Here is a 17144-nt window from a genome sequence, read left to right on the forward strand (position 1 = left end):
GCGCAGAGGCTTAGCGCTTGACGATCTGCCCGCGCTTGTGAAGCTCTTCCGTGTACTTCTTGCTCAGCGCTTCGCCGCCTTCATTCTTGCTTGCGTCTTCGGCGCCGAACACCATGCGGGCAACGCGGTCGTTCGACACTTCACGCTGCGAACAAACGCCGATGAACTCGACGCCGCGGGCCGTTTCCTTGACGCCCGTGGCGCCTCCAGCCTTGGTCGACTTGATCTGGTCCGACCATTCCGACGGCAGCTCTGGCTCAAGCACGCGGCCGAGATCGCGCACGGTCACGTCGATCAGGCCCTTGGCGAAGCTGCGCGTGCTGTCACAGCCATTGAAGCGGGCGCGCATCGCATCAGCCTCGCGCTTACGCTTGCCCAGCATCGAGCCGCGCTCGGCAGCCGGCACCACGAAGATCACCTGCTGCAGGAGATATTCGGTGGCAGAAGGCTTGCGGCCTTCCTTCATCATGCGCTGCACGACATCCTGTTCGCTCATGCGCCCTTCGGAGCGCGCGCGCATGCCCAAAACCTGACCCCAGCCCATCTGAACCCGCATATATTCGCGGAAATGCGCCTTGGTGACACCGGCCTTGTTTAGGATCTCGTCCATCTGCGCCGGCGTCAGCTTGTTCGATTCGGCGAAGCGCTTGTAGGAATCATCCAGCTGCGCATCCGTTACGTTGACCTTGATGCGCGCGATTTCCTGGCTGCGCAGCACCTGATCCACCATGTCGCTGCCGGCCTCACTAGGGCTGCGCTTCTGCAGCTTCAGGAAGGCCGCGCGGCGGTCGATGTCGTAACTCGTGATCGCCTGCTTGTTGACGATGTACTTTACCTCGCTCGCCTGTGCCGGCACAGGCAAAACGAGGGGGGCAGCTGCCGAAAGGAGGGCAACCGCAAAAAGAGGAGCGGCTAGCTTCTTGATGAAAGTCGTCATGAAGAGGGCCTCGTGGGTCTGGATCGCGCTTGTTACCGGCGCTCGTGCCGGTTCACTGCGGCGAAACGATGTCTGGCGTTCGGCCTTGTCTTAACCTTGATCGGGCGGTGTCCGCAACCGCCCGAACAAAGACGCTAGTTCAATCCGCCGCGATTGACCTTGCCGAAATCGCCGATCGTGCGGAAGGTCAGGTTGAAGCCGACGCCGCGCTCCACGTCATCGGGATCGTCGATCTCGCGGCTCTCATTCAAAGCCAGCGCAAAGGTGAAGCACTCGTCGTCATACGCAAAGCCGATCGAGTCACGCACGACGACTTCGGACTGGAAGTCGTAGATTGCCGATCCGAACACCGACCAGTTCTCGGCCACCTTGGCGCGGGCACCGACGGTCACTTCATGGCGATCTTCCGAGAACCCGTAAAGCGGCTGCTTCTGGATAAAGGCATACTGGCCGGTCACGGTCAAAGGCGCGGTGGTGTAGCCGAGCTTGACTTCGCCGCGACGCATTTCCAGCGTGTCTTCGTCAAACCGTCCGCCGACCGCGCCTGAGAAGCCGAGCGGGCTGCCGACACCGAACTGCGCGACGTAATCCGAGCGATCGCTTTCCAGGCCGGAATAGGCGCCGGCGCTCACCAGATCCGCCGTGGAATAGGAGTTCAAACCGGCCAGATGGTAGGACTGACCGATGATCGCATTGGTGGTCCAGCCATTGGAAAAGGTGCCGGAATAGCGGATGCCGAGATTGGCACGCGTGCCACCTTCGACGCGGTCATAGCCCGAGAACTTGTCGGTCTCGAACAAGGAGGTCGCGTCGAAAACAAGGCTCTGCGCATCCTCGTTCGGGATGCCGAGCGTTCCGGCATAGCGCTCGTCTGGTCTGATGAGCAGCTGCGCCATCGGTTCGATGACATGCGAGGAGTTGGCGGTTGTAAACAGCACGGGATAGCGAGCTTCGAGCCCGGCTGTCGCCATGCCGCGCCAATACTGGTCGCGAATGTCGGATGCCGCCGACTGCGCTTCGATGGCGGCAATCGTGTTGTCCTCATAGCTCGTATAGATGCCGTCGCCGCGAACCTGCAGCAAAGGCGTCAGGGCTAGACCGCCGGGTGTGATCAGCGTGCGGCGCCATTCCGCCTGGGCTGTTGCGCGGCCGGTATTGCCGTCGATGCCGCGAATGTTCTGCCCGTCGATGACATTAGGCACGATCCCGGCGAAGTCCGGATAATCGTCGATCGCCAGGCGGTCGCGCGAAATACCCTGCACATTGACGTCGACCGACAACTCGCCGCCGGCGATGGGTTCATCCGGGGTGATGGAATAATCGAAGCTCGGCAGAACCCAAGGCTGCTTCTGCGACACGGAGTTCGGATCGCTGTTCAGCACCTCTTCCTGAACCTGGAACTTCATCGCCCGCAAGTCGAAGTAGTTCCGATCGTTCAGGCCGGTAAGATAAACTTCCGAGCGATGAACGTAGCTTGCATAGCGATCAAGCCCGTAGGTGTAGGCGAAGTTCTTGTCTGTCTGGGCGAGAATGTCCCAGCCGAACGTCCAGCGTGGGTTGATGCTGAAGGCACCGCTGGAGGTCACCGCACCGCGGAACTCCTCGTCTGCATCCACGGTATTGGCGTCGAACGCGTCGGGATCGGCCTGGTTGATGCCGGCAACGCGCAGATTGAAGCCGCCATTATCGAATCTGCGCCGGAACTCAGCCTCGCCCATGAAGCCCTGACGCGTATAACCGCGTGGCGTGATCGTCAGGTCATAGCTCGGGTTCAGCGCCACGTAGTAGGGCACGGCTGCGCTGAAGCCGAGTTCGTCCTTGTAGCCGAAGGTCGGGAACAGGAAGCCGCTCTTCTGCTTGACTGTCGGATCCGCCACTTCGAAGGCCGGCAGATAGGCGATAGGGAAGCCGAACATTTCGAAGCGGGCGCGTTCGAACCGCACCACCTTGGTTTGGCCGTTCCAGATGATCTTCTGCGCCTTCACGCGCCAGATCGGAGGCTTCTCCGGCTTGTCCTCGCAGGGCTCGCACGCGGTGTAAACGCCTTGATTGAAGGTCGTCACCACGCCGTCGCGACGCTCGGCACTCTCGGCGGCAAAGTAGGTCTTATCCGGCGTTTCGATGCGCAGCGCATTCACAAAACCGTCGCGGAAATCATCCGTGACGTCGATGCGGTCGGAATAAATGACGTTGCCGCTCTGATCGATCGCTTGCACATTGCCGCTTGCAACCAAACGGCCGGTCGCGCGGTTGTAGGCAACACGCTGCGCAACGACGCGATTGTTGTTGTAGTCGATCTGGACGCCGCCGACAGCCGTGACGGTCTGCTTGTCGTTGTCGTAAACCAGCGTATCGGCTTCGAGCAGCATCTGCCCGCCTTCCGGAATCCGGTTGCGCACAGCAGTTTCTTCCACGGTCTGCGCGGAAGCCAGCCCAAGCGGCGTCACGGCCATGATACAGCCGAGCGCGCTGGCGCTGAGAAGGCGCTTCAGGCGCGCCGAAGACACGGTCGCGCCCCGCACTAGCCGTCCTCTCGATGCAGCAAGAAAGTCACCCCGAAAAACATCGCAACTACAACGGGTACCCAAGCCGCGATGACGGGGGGAACGATCCCCGCGCTCCCGAACGCCTTGACCAGGACCGATACGACATAAAGCAGAAAGCCGGCAAGGATGCCACCCAGAATCATGATCTCGGATTGTCCCATACGTGCAAAGCGCATCGACACTGTTGCCGCAATCAGCGTCATCGCCACGAGCAACAGCGGCAGCGCCACCAAGGAATGAAACTGCATGGCAAAGGCGTCGGCGCGCAGACCAAAGGTCCGCGCTACGCTGATCTTGCCCGGCAGTTCGAAGAAGGGAACGGTTTCAGGCCGCGCCACGCGCTGCGCCACCAGTTCCGGTGTCAGACCGGTTGGGATGTGAACCGATTCGGTTGAAACGATGCGCTGGCCATCGGCAAAGCTTTCGATGCCCTGCAACTCCCAATAGCCTTCGCGCAGATAAGCGCGCTCGGCATCCAGACGATCGCTAAAACCGCCATCCGCATCGAAGCGGAAGAAGCTTGCGCCATTCAGTTCAAGCCCATCGTTCAGCACGGCGCGCGCACCGATGATCGTGTCCACACCGTCGAAGCTCTGGCGCAGCCAGGGCTCTTCAAACGCCGTGCTGCGTTTGGTGTCGCCAGCGCGGAGGCTGGTTTCGATCCCTTGCGACTGCGCAAAGCCATAGGCCGCCAGCGGATTGAGCAGGATGATCGTGAACAGGCCGAACACGAATGCGCCGATCGCCACCGGCGTCAGAAACTGCCAGGCCGAAATGCCGGCCGAACGCGCAATCACCAGCTCATATTTGCGGTTCAGCGAGATCAGCGTGAACATCGCCGAAAACAGCCCGATGAACGGCACCGTCTGCTGCATCACCATAGGCACGCGCAGGGCGGACACTGCGAGCGCTCCGGTGAAGGAGTAGCTGGATGAGCCGGATACGACGTCTTGGAACTGCGTGAAGTCGACAAGAAAAACCAGCGCGAAAACGCCTACGAAGAACCACGCGGTGATCGTCACGTAGCGCAGAAAGAAATAGCGTCCGAGCGTGAAGCCGATCATGCGCGGCCTCCCGGCTGGGCATTGCCGAAGCGCGAACGGCTGATCATGGCCCGCAGGCCCTCAAAGCGCTGCAACAGCGATTCGACCCACGAGACCGGCAGTTCCAGCGTCTTGTTGGCACGAATGAAGCCGATCGCCACCGCCGCGGCACCAAGCGGAACGACATACATCAGAACCGAGAACAGCATGCTGCCTTCCGCACTGTTCGCGACGGTAAAGCCAGCCCAGCGCACGAACAGGGCAATGAAGATCGCGGTCGCCATCGGATGCAGCCGTGCTTCGCGATGCGAGCGCGCATCACCGGCCGACGCGATTGCAATCAGTGCGAAAACAAGCGGATACAGCCATTCCGTGAATCGGTTGTTGAGCTCGGTCTTGTAGTAGTCCGGACGCTCGATCAGCACCGTATCGTTCGGATCGGGATCGAGCAGATAAGACAGCGGCCGGTCCTTCGGGAACATCACCGGCGCCTTTTCGGAAGGCGCGAAAGCCGACAGGTCGAAGCCGTAGGAGTCAAAGCGGATCAGCGAAGCCGGGCGCTCGGGCGCTTTCCGGCTGATGATGCCTTCCTGCATAAGGAGGACGTTTTCGCCGGGTTTGTCCAGGATCACGCCGGTCTTGGCGTAATAGTTCAGCTCGGTCTTCGGATCGCGCGAATCGGCCACGAAAATGCCGCCCAGCCGCCCGTCCGGCAGCCGCTGCGAAATCTGCACGTAGAGCCCGTCTTCCACGCGCCGGAACGAGCCTTCCTGGATCACGCTGGAAATCAGATCGGCATTGGCGCTGGCGAGCAGCACCCGGAAGCGCTCGCGCGCCAGAGGGTTGAGGCCGTTGTCGACAATGAAAACGAAAACGCTGGCCAGCAGCGCCATCAGAATGATCGGGCGAATGATGGTGCGGCGCGAGGAGCCGGCGGCGCTCAGCACGACCAGCTCCGAATCCTGGTTCATTGCGCTCAGCGTCTGCGTAATGCCGATGATGAGGGCGAACGGCACGACGATTGGCACCACCGAAGGCAGCATCATCGTCGCCACCTGGAAAAAGGTGAAGGCTGACTGGCCGCTGTCGGTCACAAGGTTGATGCGCGCCAGAACCTGGCTCACCCAGACCATGGCAAGCGTCCAGAACAGCGCTGAAGCGAACACGCCAAACGCACGCCGCAAGATGTAGCGCTCTACGACTTTCATTCCGTCGTGTTCGTCCTAAACCACGACAGCAGATGGCGCGCCCCCACGCATCTGCTGCACCCAATCAGTTGACCTCGCCCTGAGCCGGAGTGTTTAACCGCCCCGGACGGGTTGTCCAGCAGTCATAGAAGCAGCGCTAATGGCTAAGGAATGGCGAAGAAGGGTGGTTAACGAAGTGTTGAGCCCGAAAACGCTGGATATTCTGACTGAACGTTGGGGAAGGAAGGCCACGCTGAAGTCACAGCGCCGCATGGCGGTTGCGCGCAATGCGATGCTGAAAAGTCACGCTCTTGAAACTGCCGCGCCGGGGTGTCACTGACTGGGGATGCTTTTTCCGCTCAGGCGGACCAACTTGCAGGACCTCCTCATGGCGCTTCGTCCCACTATCCGCTTCGCTCCCCTCGATTGTCCGCAAACCGGCACCGTGCTCGTGCTGGCAGGCGAGGGCGCAACCTTCTCCGAAGCCGCGAAGTCGTGCGATCCCTCCGGTGTGTTGACGCGCGCGGCAAAGATCGCCGAATTCGAAGGCAAGCTGGCCAGCACCGTCGAGGTCATTGCGCCTGAAGGCGCTTCGGTGGACCGGCTGGTGGCGATCGGCGCCGGCAAGACCGACAAGCTCGATGAAATCGCCTGGTCGCGCATCGGCGGCGTTGCAATGGCTGCAGCACGCCGCGCCACGGAAATCGTCGTGATTGCCGATCTGCCGGACGCTTCCGTCTCGGCAGCGGACATCGCCGGTCTGGCGCAGGGCGTGCTGCTGCGCTCCTACACCTTCGACAAGTACAAGACGAAGAAGACGGACGACGCTGAAAGCAAGCCGGCCGACAAAGCTGCCACGATCACCATCCATTGCGCCGATCCGGCGGCTGCGGAACAAGCCTTCACATCGGCGCAGGCCGTCGCCGATGGCGTGATTCTTGCGCGCGACCTCGTTAATGAGCCCGCCAACCTGCTGGGCCCTGTCGAGTTCGCCGACAAGATCCAGGCGCTCAGCGAAGTCGGCGTCGAAGTCGAGATCCTCACCGAAACGGAAATGACCAAGCTCGGCATGGGCGCGCTGCTCGGCGTGGCTCAGGGCTCCGTTCGCCCGCCACGTCTTGCCATCATGCGCTGGAATGGCGGTGCGGAAGGCGAGCAGCCCGTTGCTTTCATCGGCAAGGGCGTGACCTTTGATTCCGGTGGCATCTCCATCAAGCCTGCTGCCGGCATGGAAGACATGAAGGGCGATATGGGCGGTGCCGCTGCCGTCACCGGCCTCATGCATGCGCTCGCTGCCCGCAAGTCCAAGGCAAACGTCATCGGCATCGTCGGCCTCGTCGAGAACATGCTGGACGGCAATGCCCAGCGCCCGGGCGACATCGTCACCTCCATGTCCGGCCAGACCATCGAAGTGCTGAACACCGATGCGGAAGGCCGTCTCGTTCTGTGCGATGCGCTGTGGTATGCCAAGGAAACCTACAAGCCGCGCTTCATGGTCAATCTGGCAACACTGACCGGTGCGATCATGGTGGCGCTCGGCCAGCACCATGCCGGCCTGTTCTCCAACAATGACGAATTGTCGGAGCGCCTGACCGCCGCCGGTCTGGCCACCGCCGAGAAGCTCTGGCGCATGCCGCTGGGACCGGAATACGACAAGCTGATCGACAGCAAGAATGCCGACATGAAGAACATCGGGGGCCGCTTCGGCGGCGCGATCACGGCGGCGCAGTTCCTGCAGCGCTTCGTTGGCGACACGCCCTGGGCGCATCTCGATATTGCCGGCACCGCGATGGGCTCGCCGGCAACCGACATCAGCCAGTCCTGGGCGTCCGGCTTCGGCGTGCGCCTGCTCGACCGTCTGGTGCGCGACAACTACGAGGCCTGAGCGGGCCTTCGCCTGAAATGACTGAGGTCCTGTTCTACCACCTGACCGAATCGACGCTCGAGGAGGCGCTTCCAGCCCTCCTCGAGCGTTCAGTCGCGCGCGGCTGGCGCGTAGTGGTGCAGTCCGGCAGCGAAGAACGCCGCGATGCGCTCGACGCCCATCTCTGGACCTTCCGCGATGACTCCTTCCTCGGCCACGGCATCGACCGCGATCTGCACGCAGCCGAGCAGCCCATCCTGCTGACAACCAGCCAGGACAACGCCAACGAAGCCAAGATCCGCTTCATGGTCGACGCCGCCGAACCACCCGCAATCGACGCTTACGAACGCGCCGTCTTCCTGTTCGACGGCCACGACGCCCACCAACTCGAAACCGCCCGCCGCCACTGGCGCGAGGTCAAATCAGCCGGACACCAGGCAACCTACTGGCAGCAAACGCCGGAGCGAAGGTGGGAGCGGAAGGCTTAGAACTGGTAAAGTGCTACGTTCGGGCCTATCAATGTTCTGACAGGCAAGGAGTGCGGAATGTCTGCAGAACAGCTGTTAAAAGAAATAGCAGATCCGGCGATTGAAGCGGAAGCTGCGGTCGCGCTGGAGAAGCAGGGCCTTACCTTGCCGGACGCGGTCAGGCGGCTTCTTGCTCATGTTGCGCAAGAAAAGAGCCTTCCGATCGAGCTACTTGCTCCCAACGAGAATTCGCTGGCTGCGATGGAAGAAGCCAAAAATGGCGATCTTCCAAGCTTCCAGAGCGTGCAGGCTTTGCTAAACGAACTGCATGCGGACGATTGAACGCACCAGTCAGTTTAAACGCGATTACAAGCGCGAAGCAAAGGGTCGTTATGGCGCGAGCCTTGATGCGGATCTCACGCTGGTTCTTACCGCCTTGGCCTATGACAGTCTGCTCGAACCCCGTCACCGCGACCACGCGCTAACGGGTTCATGGAAAGATTTCCGCGACTGTCACATACGCCCTGACCTGGTCCTGATCTATCAGAAGCCAGATGAGCATACGCTACGGCTCGTGCGACTGGGATCGCACTCAGAACTCGGTTTTTGATAGCGAACTACTCCACCAAACCCTCTTCATATTGGCTCGACAAGTTCAGCCACTTCTCCTCGTTCACCGCGAGCGTCGACTCCAGCTGTGAGCGTTCCTTCGACAGCTGCGTCACGGCGCCGGGATCCTTGTCGTACAGGCGAGGATCGGCGAGCTGTTCCTCGATGCCGTTGATGCGCTTGCGTGTCCGTTCCATCAGGGCTTCCGTCGCCTTGATCTCCTTGGCGAGCGGCTCCAGCGCGGCGCGTCGTGCCGCAGCTTCGCGCCGCTTGTCGGCCTTGTTCGCCTTATCGGCCTCGCGCTTCTCCTTGCGGTCGCCGGTGCTGCCGGTCACCAGTTGGCGATAATCGGCCAGATCGCCGTCATAAGGCGCAACCGTGCCGTCCTTCACCAGCCAAAGTCGATCCGCCGTCGCTTCCAACAGATGGCGGTCGTGGCTGATGATGATGACGGCGCCGGAAAAGTCGTTGAGCGCCTCGATCAGCGCGGCACGGCTGTCGATGTCCAGATGGTTGGTCGGCTCGTCGAGGATGAAGAGGTTCGGCCCGTCGAACACGGCCAGCCCCATCAGCAGGCGCGCTTTTTCGCCGCCCGACAGATCCTTCGCCGGCGTGTTCATCTTTTCCGTTGGCAGCCCGAACTGCGCAACGCGGCCGCGTACCTTTGACTCCGGCGCGTCCGGCATCATGCGGCGCACATGCTCGATGGCGTTTTCTTCCGGGCGCAGATCGTCCAGCTGGTGTTGCGCGAAGATCGAGACCTTCAGCTGCGGCGCAACCGTTATCGAGCCGGACTGCAAGGGCAGGCGGCTGGACAGGAGCTTCGCGAAGGTCGACTTGCCGTTGCCGTTGGCGCCGAGCAAAGCGATGCGGTCGTCCGCATCGATGCGCAGCGTCAGGTTCTTCAGGATCGGCTTGCCTTCCGCATAGCCGACCGTTCCCTGTTGCATGGTGATGATCGGCGAGGCCACCGTCTTGACCGGCTCTGGGAAGTTGAACGGCGCGACATTGTCCTCGATCACCGCCGAGATCGGCTTCATCTTTTCCAGCGCTTTCAGGCGGGATTGCGCCTGGCGCGCCTTGGAAGCCTTGGCGCGGAAGCGCGCCACGAAGTCTTCCATATGCTTGCGCGCCGCTTCCTGCTTGACGCGCCCCTTCTCCTGCAAGGCGGCCTGTTCGCCGCGCTGGCGCTCGAACTGGTCATAGCCGCCGCGCCAGAGCGTCAGCTTCTTCTGGTCGAGATGGACGATCGAGTTGACGGCGCGGTTGAGCAGATCGCGATCATGGCTGATCAGCAGCACCGTATGCGGATATTTGGAGACATAGTTCTCCAGCCACAGCGTGCCTTCGAGATCGAGATAGTTGGTCGGTTCGTCGAGCAACAGCAGGTCTGGCTGCGAAAACAGCACGGCTGCCAGTGCCACACGCATGCGCCAGCCGCCGGAAAAGGAGGAGGCGGGGCGCTGCTGCGCTTCAAGATCGAAGCCAAGGCCGGCGAGGATGGTCGAAGCGCGCGCTTCCGCCGAATGCGCGTCGATGTCGGCGAGGCGGATCTGGATATCCGCGATGCGCTCGGGATCGGTCGCAGTCTCTGCCTCTTCGAGCAAAGACAGCCGTTCCTTGTCGGCCTTCAGCACGATCTCGATCAACGCTTCTTCGGTGCCCGGCGCTTCCTGCGCCACCTGGCCAAGCTTCAAGCCCTTCGGCAGGCTGACCGAACCGGTTTCGCTCGCGAGATCGCCGGTGATCGCCTTGAACAGCGTGGTCTTGCCCGTGCCGTTGCGCCCGACAAGGCCGGCCTTGGTTCCCGCCGGCAAAGTGAGGGAGGCGTGATCCAGCAGAAGCCGGCCGGCAATACGCAAGGAAAGATCATTGATGATAAGCATGTCCGGCTTTTGCCTGCTAGCACGCCTTGGCGCAAGCGCAGGCTGGAGCCGAAAACGCAAAACGGCCCGCCGAAGCGGGCCGTTGCATCTGGGAGGATCCAGTTAATTACCGGCCGCAGGCGTCAACCGTTTCGGCAGAATATTCTGAACTGTTAGCCTGCACATCCAGACAGAGCTTTTTCTTGCGGTTCAGAACACGACCGTTGACAGCTGTGGTGCCCACACGAGGCGCACCAACCGTTCTGCTTGTGGTCGTTGACGAGGTCGCGGTTTGCGTCGGCGGTGCGTAAGGATTGCCAACGCCCGGACGGTTGGCGTTCACCGGGTTGCTGATACCGCCGCCGGGCGTCGTACCGGCGCCCGGCGTGCCGCCGGTCCCATTGCCGCCGAAGCCATCGTCTCCGCCGGTGCCGCCATTGCGGCCACCGGTACGAACATTGACGTTGGCGTTCACGCCATTACGACCACCCAGTGATGCGCCGACACCGGCATTCACACCCCGACCGCCACCGAGCGATGCCGCAGCACCGGCATTGACGCCATCACGGCCACCGACCGAAGCGCCGAGGCCGGCATTCACGCCGCGTCCACCGCCAATTCCGACGCCTGCGCCAGCACCAATGCCATCACGGCCACCAGCGGATGCGCCGACGCCTGCACCGATGCCACCGCCGTTACCACCGCGCCCGCCACCGATCCCAGCGCCCGCGCCGGCACCGATGCCGCCACCGCCGCCAACCGATGCGCCGGCACCGGCACCAACACCGCCGCCACCACCGACAGACGCACCAGCACCTGCACCGACGCCGCCTGCGCCACCGACCGATGCGCCTGCACCAGCACCGACGCCGCCGCTGCCATTGCCGCCAATACCAGCGCCTGCACCGATCCCACCGGCGCCGCCGACGGATGCGCCAGCACCGATGCCGTCACCGCCCACCGAGGCGCCAACACCCACGCCGCCGACGCTTGCGCCGACATCGAGGGCGGCTGCGGGATAAGCAGCCGAGATCAACAAAAGTCCACCGAAAACGGAGGAAGCGAAAGTCTTCGTACGCATAGCCATTTCCCGTTCCTTTGAATTTGCTTGGCCGGTCTGTCCGACCTCGAAAGCAAAGACGCGCGGGTACAGGAAACGTTTCACGGCTCCTGTAAGCATGCTTTACGTACACCTTAACGACGACTTGCAGCTTTACTGATGGTGCTCAAGCAAAGGGTCGCCCTTCGCCGCGCTGGAAGCTGATGAGGTCGAGATTAGGCGCAGGCTGGCCGAGCATGGTCAGAACGGCGCTCGCCTGGCCGCGATGATGTGTCTGGTGATTGAAGAAGTGGTATAGCGCCGGCGCCAGCCGCTGGCTGATGGTGCGCATGTCGCTCACGGTCGTATAAGAAAAGCGCCCCGCAAAATCCGCTTCGTCCAGACCGTTGATCCAGTCCGAGATCCGCTTGTCCTCGCTGTCGCGCGCGATTCGCAGCGGCGCGAAGTTCGGATGGATGATCGTGTTGAGCGCGCTAGGCGCTTCGCCGCGTCCCGTAAACCGCTTCAGCCAGATGCGGTCGGCCACCAGGATGTGGTTCAGCGTGCCGCACAGCGAACGAAAGAACACGCCGGTGTCGCGCGTGAACTCGTCGTCGGACAAGGCCGCAGCTGCATCATAGATCGCCCGGTTCGCCCAGCTGTTATATGCAGCGAACATCTGGAATTCCTGTTTCATCGCTCGCCTTTCTGATGCAGCGTTGCGGGGCGCTTTGAGTCCCGGAGGTGATGCCTTGTCCATTAAGCTTTATGATCTCGTCGGCAAGGATCATTCCCGTCCTTTCAGCCCGCATTGCTGGAAGGTGAAGATGGCGCTGGCGCACAAGGGCCTGTCTTTCGAGACCATCCCCACGCCCTTCACCGCAATTCCTGCGGTGGAAGAGGGCGCCTCAAAGATCATCCCAGTGATCCGCGACGGCGACACGATCGTGTCGGATAGCTTCGCCATCGCGCTTTATCTCGAACACACCTATCCCCATCGTCCCACTTTGTTCGGCGGCGAGGGTGGCGAGGCGATGGCGCGCTTCATCGAGCGCTGGTCGTTCCTCACCGTGCATCCTTTCATTGCGACGTCGGCCCTGATGGACATCTACGAGCGCTTGAAACCCGTTGATCAGGCGCACTTCCGCAAGACCCGCGAAGCCCGTTTCAACAAGCCTCTGGAAGAAGTGCCCGTTGGCCGCGACAACCGGCTCGAAACCTTCCGCGCCAATCTCGCACCGCTGCGCACCATGCTGGGCGACCAGCCCTTTATCGGCGGCGCCACGCCCTTGTTCTGCGATTACATCGTGTTCGGCGCGCTGCAATGGGCGCGAGTCATCTCGCCCTACGGGTTCCTTGCCGGCGATGATCCGGTCGACGCCTGGTTCCAGCGCTGCCTTCAGTTGCACGAAGGCCTCGGCGCCAGCGTGCCCGCCGCAGCCTGAGTCGCGCCAAGGCTTGGCAACAGGGAGGGCGCTCTGTATAGGACGCCCACCTCCCGAACCCCCAAGCACAGGACAACAGGACCATGGCGGTAGAGCGTACTTTTTCGATGATCAAGCCGGATGCGACCAAGCGCAACCTCACCGGCGCGATCACCAAGATGCTGGAAGATGCCGGCCTGCGCGTTGTCGCATCGCGCCGCGTCTGGATGAGCCGCCGCGAAGCCGAAGGCTTCTACGCCGTGCACAAGGATCGTCCGTTCTTCGGCGAGCTGGTTGAATCCATGTCGGCTGGTCCGACGGTGGTTCAGGTTCTGGAAGGCGAAAACGCCATCCTGAAGAACCGCGAAATCATGGGCGCCACCAACCCGGCCAACGCCGACGAAGGCACGATCCGCAAGGTGCATGCACTGTCGATCGGCGAAAACTCGGTTCACGGCTCGGACGCCCCGGAAACCGCTGCGATCGAGATCGCCTACTGGTTCTCGCAGACCGAAGTCGTCGGCTGATTATCTGCTGACCGGAAACAAGAAAGCCCAGCCTAGAGCAATTCCAGCAAAAGTGCGAAGCGGTTTTGCGTCCGGAAATTGCGTCTAAACAAAGAGCTAGAGCGTCTTCGGCGACACTTATGTCGCCCAAAATGCTCTAGCGCCGGGCTTTTTCATGAGCGCTCGAAACCTTCCGCAGCCGACCAGCGCTGCAAGGCCTCGTCATCACTCTCCTTGGCGTCCACCCAGCCGCCATCGCTGCCATCGGCCGCAATCAGCTTTTTCCAGAACGGCGCCTTGGATTTCAGAAAGTCCATCAGGAACGCCGCGCCATCAAACGCAGCCTGCCGATGCGCTGAGGCCGCCAACACCAGCACGATGTTTTCGCCCGGTTCAACGCGGCCATAGCGATGGATGGCGGTTATCGCCTGCAACGGCCACCGCTCCGCAGCCTGAAGCGCAATCTCGTTGATCGCCCGTTCCGCCATGCCGGGATAATGCTCGAGCTCTAGCGCTGCCAACGACCCGCCATCATCACGGCAGATGCCGGAGAAGGTCACAACCGCGCCGATCCCGGGATGCCCGGCTGTGGCGAGCGCGATCTCGCGGGCAATGTCGAAATCGTCCCTTTGAACGCGAATGACGGGCTTGATCGCCATAACGATCAGCCTCCGGTCATGGGCGGAAACAGCCCGATCTCGCGTGCGTTGCCGATCGGCTCGTCATGGTCGGCATGTTCGTGGTCGAGCGCAACGCGAATGACATCGGGGACCTGCAGCGCCTGCTCATAGCCTTCGCCGCGATCCTTCAGCCAATGAAGAAGGTCGCGCACGGTGACAACGGAGGAGGGGATTGCCATCTCCTCTTGCGCCACGCCGATCCGCTCGCGGACCCAGGCGAAGTAAACCAGTTTGACCGGCCTACTCGTCGATGATGTGTTTGGCACCTGCTCGGAAATAGTCATAGCCGGTATAAAGGGTCACGATTGCGGAAATCCAGAGCAGCACGATGCCCATCTGGGTGGTGTAGGGAACGAGCTTGTCGCCTGCCGGTCCTGCCAGAAGGAAGGCGATGGCAAACATCTGCAGCGTCGTTTTCCATTTGGCGAGCTGCGTCACCGGCACGCTCACCTTGAGTGCTGCAAGATATTCGCGCAGACCGGAAACCAGAATTTCGCGGCACAGGATGATGATCGCGGCCCACAAGGTCCAACCGGCGATCGTGCCGTCCGAATCGGCTGCAAGCAGCAGAAGACAGGCCGAAACCAGAAGCTTGTCGGCGATGGGATCGAGCATCTTGCCGATATTGGACGTCTGCTGCCAGATCCGCGCGAGATACCCGTCAAGGTAATCCGTCACGCTCGCCAGAATGAACAGGAAGAGGGCCGACCAGCGCGCAAGATCGCTGGATTGCAGACGTCCCTCGAAGAAAAAGCAGAGAACGATCAGCGGCACGCAGAGGATGCGGCCGTAGGTCAGAAGGTTCGGAATGTTGAAAGCCCGGCGGCTTGCCATGGTATGAGTCTCGAAGCCTTCTTTAGCGCGAGCTTGATTGTTGGCGGTTCAAATGCGGCAAATTGAGAGCCGGGGCAAGCGCCTCGCCACGATCTTTGCCCCGATCTTTAATAGGCCAGCCGCGCTCATCCTTTTTCGTGGAAATGATTATACACGGTGCGGGCAATCGACTCCGAAATGCCGTCCACCGCCATCAGGTCTTCCATTGCCGCGCGGCTGACTGCCTTTGCGGTGCCGAAATGGTGCAGAAGCGCCCGCTTGCGGCCCGGTCCGATGCCAGCCACCTCATCCAGCGGATTGCGCACGAAGTCCTTCTTGCGTCGCGTGCGATGCGCGCCGATGGCAAAGCGATGGGCCTCGTCGCGCAGCCGCTGCAGGAAATAAAGCACGGGATCACGCACGGGCAGGGTGAAGCTTGGTCGTCCTTCCATCACGAAGCGCTCGCGTCCGGCCTCACGGTCGATGCCTTTGGCCACGCCGATCGCATGCACCGCTTCGGAAATGCCGAGATCGGCCAAAATCTTGCGAACCGCCGTCATCTGCCCTTCGCCGCCATCGATCAGGATCACGTCCGGCCAGGCCGGCACGGCCTCGTCTTCGTCAGACGCATCAGGCGCGACCGAGCGATCAGGGATGCCGTTTTCCTTGATCAAGCGGCCGAAACGGCGCTCCATCACTTCACGCATCATGCCGAAATCGTCGCCCGGCGTAATCTCGGTCGAGCGGATGTTGAACTTGCGATACTGATTCTTGATGAAGCCTTCCGGCCCTGCCACGATCATCGCGCCGACCGCACTCGTGCCCATGATGTGCGAGTTGTCATAGACCTCGATACGGCGCGGCTTGCGCTCGAGCTTGAACACGCTCTGCACGCCTTCCAGCAACCGCGCCTGCGAAGAGGTTTCCGCCAGTCGCCGGCCAAGCGCTTCACGCGCATTCTGCAAGGCGTGCTGAACCAACTCCTTCTTCTCGCCGCGTTGCGGCACGGAGATCGAAACCTTGCGACCGGCCAGCGTCGAAAGGGCTTCTTCCAGCAGCGGCTGTTCTTCCACTTCCTGCGAAAGGAGGATCATGCGCGGGCAGGGCTTGTCCTCATAGAACTGCGCCAGAAACGCGCCGAGCACTTCGCCGAGTTCGATGGCAGAGTCGGCTTTCGGGAAATAGGCCCGGTTGCCCCAGTTCTGCCCGGTGCGGAAAAAGAACACCTCGATACAGGTCTGCCCGCCTTCGCCATGAATGGCGAACACGTCTGCTTCTTCCACGGAAGCCGGATTGATTCCCTGATGGCTCTGCACGTGGCTCAGCGCGCTCAAGCGGTCGCGATAGATCGCGGCGCGCTCGAAATCGAGATCGGCCGAGGCGTCCTGCATCGCCGCCGCGATCTGCGCCTTCACGCTTTGGCTGCGCCCGGAAAGGAAGCCGTTCGCTTCGGATACCAGCTCCTTGTAGCCGGCCTCGTCGATCTCGCCCGTGCAAGGGCCGGAACACCGCTTGATCTGATGCAGCAAACAGGGCCGCGTTCGGCTTTCGAACGTCGAGTCGGTACAGGTGCGCAGCAGGAACGCGCGCTGAAGGGCGTTAATCGTACGATCCACCGCCCCGGCCGAGGCGAAGGGTCCGAAATAATCGCCTTTGCGCGAGCGCGCGCCGCGATGCTTGAAGATGCCCGGCGCGGGATGATCGCCGGTCAGGATGATATAAGGAAACGACTTGTCGTCGCGCAGCAGAACATTGAAGCGCGGCCGCAAGCGCTTGATCAGATTCGCTTCAAGCAGAAGCGCCTCGATCTCGGTTCGCGTGATCACGAATTCCATGGCCGCTGTTTCGCGCACCATCCGGCCGATCCGGTTGGTGTGGTAGCGGCCTTGCGCGTAAGCCGTCACGCGCTTCTTCAGGTTGCGCGCCTTGCCGACATAAAGCACGTCGCCTGACGCATTCATCATGCGGTAAACGCCGGGCGCGTTCGGCAGGCGTTTGACCAGCATCTGGATCGCGGCTTCGCCGACCAGACCGGCTGCATCGCCGCCGGTGCCGATCCAGTCCATATTGGCCAGCGGCTTGGCGGCAGCTTCGGTCGGCTCGTTGCCGCCATCATCCACCAGGCTCTCGTCGTCGACGTCGCGGCCGGGCATATAGCCGGCAA

17 protein-coding genes are annotated in these 17144 nt (G+C 61.8%); 6 read left to right on the forward strand and 11 right to left on the reverse strand.

The window, feature by feature from the left end; translation table 11 throughout:
* Window positions 1–10: 10 nt before the first annotated feature.
* The 4 genes from IE166_RS02485 to lptF form a co-directional block, all read right to left on the reverse strand.
* Entirely contained in the window at window positions 11–937 is a 927-nt protein-coding gene (locus tag IE166_RS02485; protein ID WP_189501446.1) for a SurA N-terminal domain-containing protein, read from the reverse strand.
* Between the two features lie 134 nt (window positions 938–1071).
* Window positions 1072–3390, reverse strand: a complete 2319-nt coding sequence (locus tag IE166_RS02490) for an LPS-assembly protein LptD (protein WP_189503195.1) — start codon at window positions 3388–3390, stop codon at window positions 1072–1074.
* A 68-nt stretch (window positions 3391–3458) separates the two neighbouring features.
* Entirely contained in the window at window positions 3459–4547 is a 1089-nt protein-coding gene (gene lptG / locus IE166_RS02495; protein WP_189501447.1) for an LPS export ABC transporter permease LptG, read from the reverse strand.
* Window positions 4544–5734 carry an LPS export ABC transporter permease LptF gene (gene lptF / locus IE166_RS02500; protein ID WP_189501448.1) on the reverse strand — a complete coding sequence of 397 codons (1191 nt, stop codon included), beginning with the start codon at window positions 5732–5734 and terminating at the stop codon, window positions 4544–4546. The genes lptG and lptF overlap by 4 nt, the downstream gene beginning before the upstream one ends.
* Before the next feature lie 367 nt (window positions 5735–6101).
* On the opposite strand from lptF, the gene IE166_RS02505 reads away from it, so the two are divergent.
* The 4 genes from IE166_RS02505 to IE166_RS02520 are packed head-to-tail and all read left to right on the forward strand — an operon-like array spanning window position 6102 to window position 8654.
* Window positions 6102–7598, forward strand: a complete 1497-nt coding sequence (locus tag IE166_RS02505) for a leucyl aminopeptidase (RefSeq protein ID WP_189501449.1) — start codon at window positions 6102–6104, stop codon at window positions 7596–7598.
* Between the two features lie 17 nt (window positions 7599–7615).
* Window positions 7616–8065 carry a DNA polymerase III subunit chi gene (locus tag IE166_RS02510; RefSeq protein ID WP_189501450.1) on the forward strand — a complete coding sequence of 150 codons (450 nt, stop codon included), beginning with the start codon at window positions 7616–7618 and terminating at the stop codon, window positions 8063–8065.
* 57 nt (window positions 8066–8122) lie between these two features.
* A complete protein-coding gene (locus IE166_RS02515) occupies window positions 8123–8386 on the forward strand; it encodes a type II toxin-antitoxin system RelB/DinJ family antitoxin (protein ID WP_189501451.1) in 264 nt (87 codons plus the stop codon).
* Complete coding sequence (locus IE166_RS02520; RefSeq protein WP_189501452.1) at window positions 8373–8654, forward strand: type II toxin-antitoxin system YafQ family toxin; 282 nt, start codon at window positions 8373–8375, stop codon at window positions 8652–8654. Before IE166_RS02515 ends, IE166_RS02520 begins: the two co-directional genes overlap by 14 nt.
* 7 nt (window positions 8655–8661) lie before the next feature.
* Here IE166_RS02520 and IE166_RS02525 read toward each other — a convergent pair whose 3' ends face one another.
* The 3 genes from IE166_RS02525 to IE166_RS02535 form a co-directional block, all read right to left on the reverse strand.
* Window positions 8662–10539 carry an ABC-F family ATP-binding cassette domain-containing protein gene (locus IE166_RS02525; RefSeq protein WP_189501453.1) on the reverse strand — a complete coding sequence of 626 codons (1878 nt, stop codon included), beginning with the start codon at window positions 10537–10539 and terminating at the stop codon, window positions 8662–8664.
* Window positions 10540–10645: 106 nt separating this feature from the next.
* Window positions 10646–11605, reverse strand: coding sequence for a hypothetical protein (locus IE166_RS02530; RefSeq protein WP_189501454.1), 960 nt, complete (start codon window positions 11603–11605; stop codon window positions 10646–10648).
* A 139-nt stretch (window positions 11606–11744) separates the two neighbouring features.
* Entirely contained in the window at window positions 11745–12254 is a 510-nt protein-coding gene (locus IE166_RS02535; RefSeq protein WP_189501455.1) for a DinB family protein, read from the reverse strand.
* Window positions 12255–12309: 55 nt separating this feature from the next.
* Here IE166_RS02535 and IE166_RS02540 point away from each other — a divergent pair, with 55 nt between their 5' ends.
* Both IE166_RS02540 and ndk read left to right on the forward strand, forming a co-directional pair.
* Window positions 12310–13002, forward strand: a complete 693-nt coding sequence (locus IE166_RS02540) for a glutathione S-transferase family protein (protein WP_189501456.1) — start codon at window positions 12310–12312, stop codon at window positions 13000–13002.
* 83 nt (window positions 13003–13085) lie between these two features.
* Window positions 13086–13508, forward strand: coding sequence for a nucleoside-diphosphate kinase (gene ndk, locus IE166_RS02545; protein WP_189501457.1), 423 nt, complete (start codon window positions 13086–13088; stop codon window positions 13506–13508).
* Window positions 13509–13660: 152 nt separating this feature from the next.
* Here ndk and IE166_RS02550 read toward each other — a convergent pair whose 3' ends face one another.
* The 4 genes from IE166_RS02550 to uvrC all read right to left on the reverse strand — a co-directional run bounded on the left by IE166_RS02550 (window position 13661) and on the right by uvrC (window position 17133).
* Window positions 13661–14146: a molybdenum cofactor biosynthesis protein MoaE gene (locus tag IE166_RS02550; RefSeq protein ID WP_385964270.1), complete on the reverse strand. Its 486-nt coding sequence runs from the start codon at window positions 14144–14146 to the stop codon at window positions 13661–13663.
* Between the two features lie 5 nt (window positions 14147–14151).
* A complete protein-coding gene (gene moaD / locus IE166_RS02555) occupies window positions 14152–14451 on the reverse strand; it encodes a molybdopterin converting factor subunit 1 (protein ID WP_189501458.1) in 300 nt (99 codons plus the stop codon).
* On the reverse strand, window positions 14408–15001 hold the full coding sequence (gene pgsA / locus IE166_RS02560; protein WP_189501459.1) for a CDP-diacylglycerol--glycerol-3-phosphate 3-phosphatidyltransferase: 594 nt from the start codon (window positions 14999–15001) through the stop codon (window positions 14408–14410). The genes moaD and pgsA overlap by 44 nt, the downstream gene beginning before the upstream one ends.
* 125 nt (window positions 15002–15126) lie before the next feature.
* On the reverse strand, window positions 15127–17133 hold the full coding sequence (gene uvrC, locus IE166_RS02565) for an excinuclease ABC subunit UvrC (RefSeq protein ID WP_189503197.1): 2007 nt from the start codon (window positions 17131–17133) through the stop codon (window positions 15127–15129).
* Window positions 17134–17144 lie beyond the last annotated feature (11 nt).

Origin of the sequence: Tianweitania populi (genome assembly GCF_014652875.1) — a bacterium.
Taxonomy (GTDB): Bacteria; Pseudomonadota; Alphaproteobacteria; order Rhizobiales; family Rhizobiaceae; genus Tianweitania; species Tianweitania populi.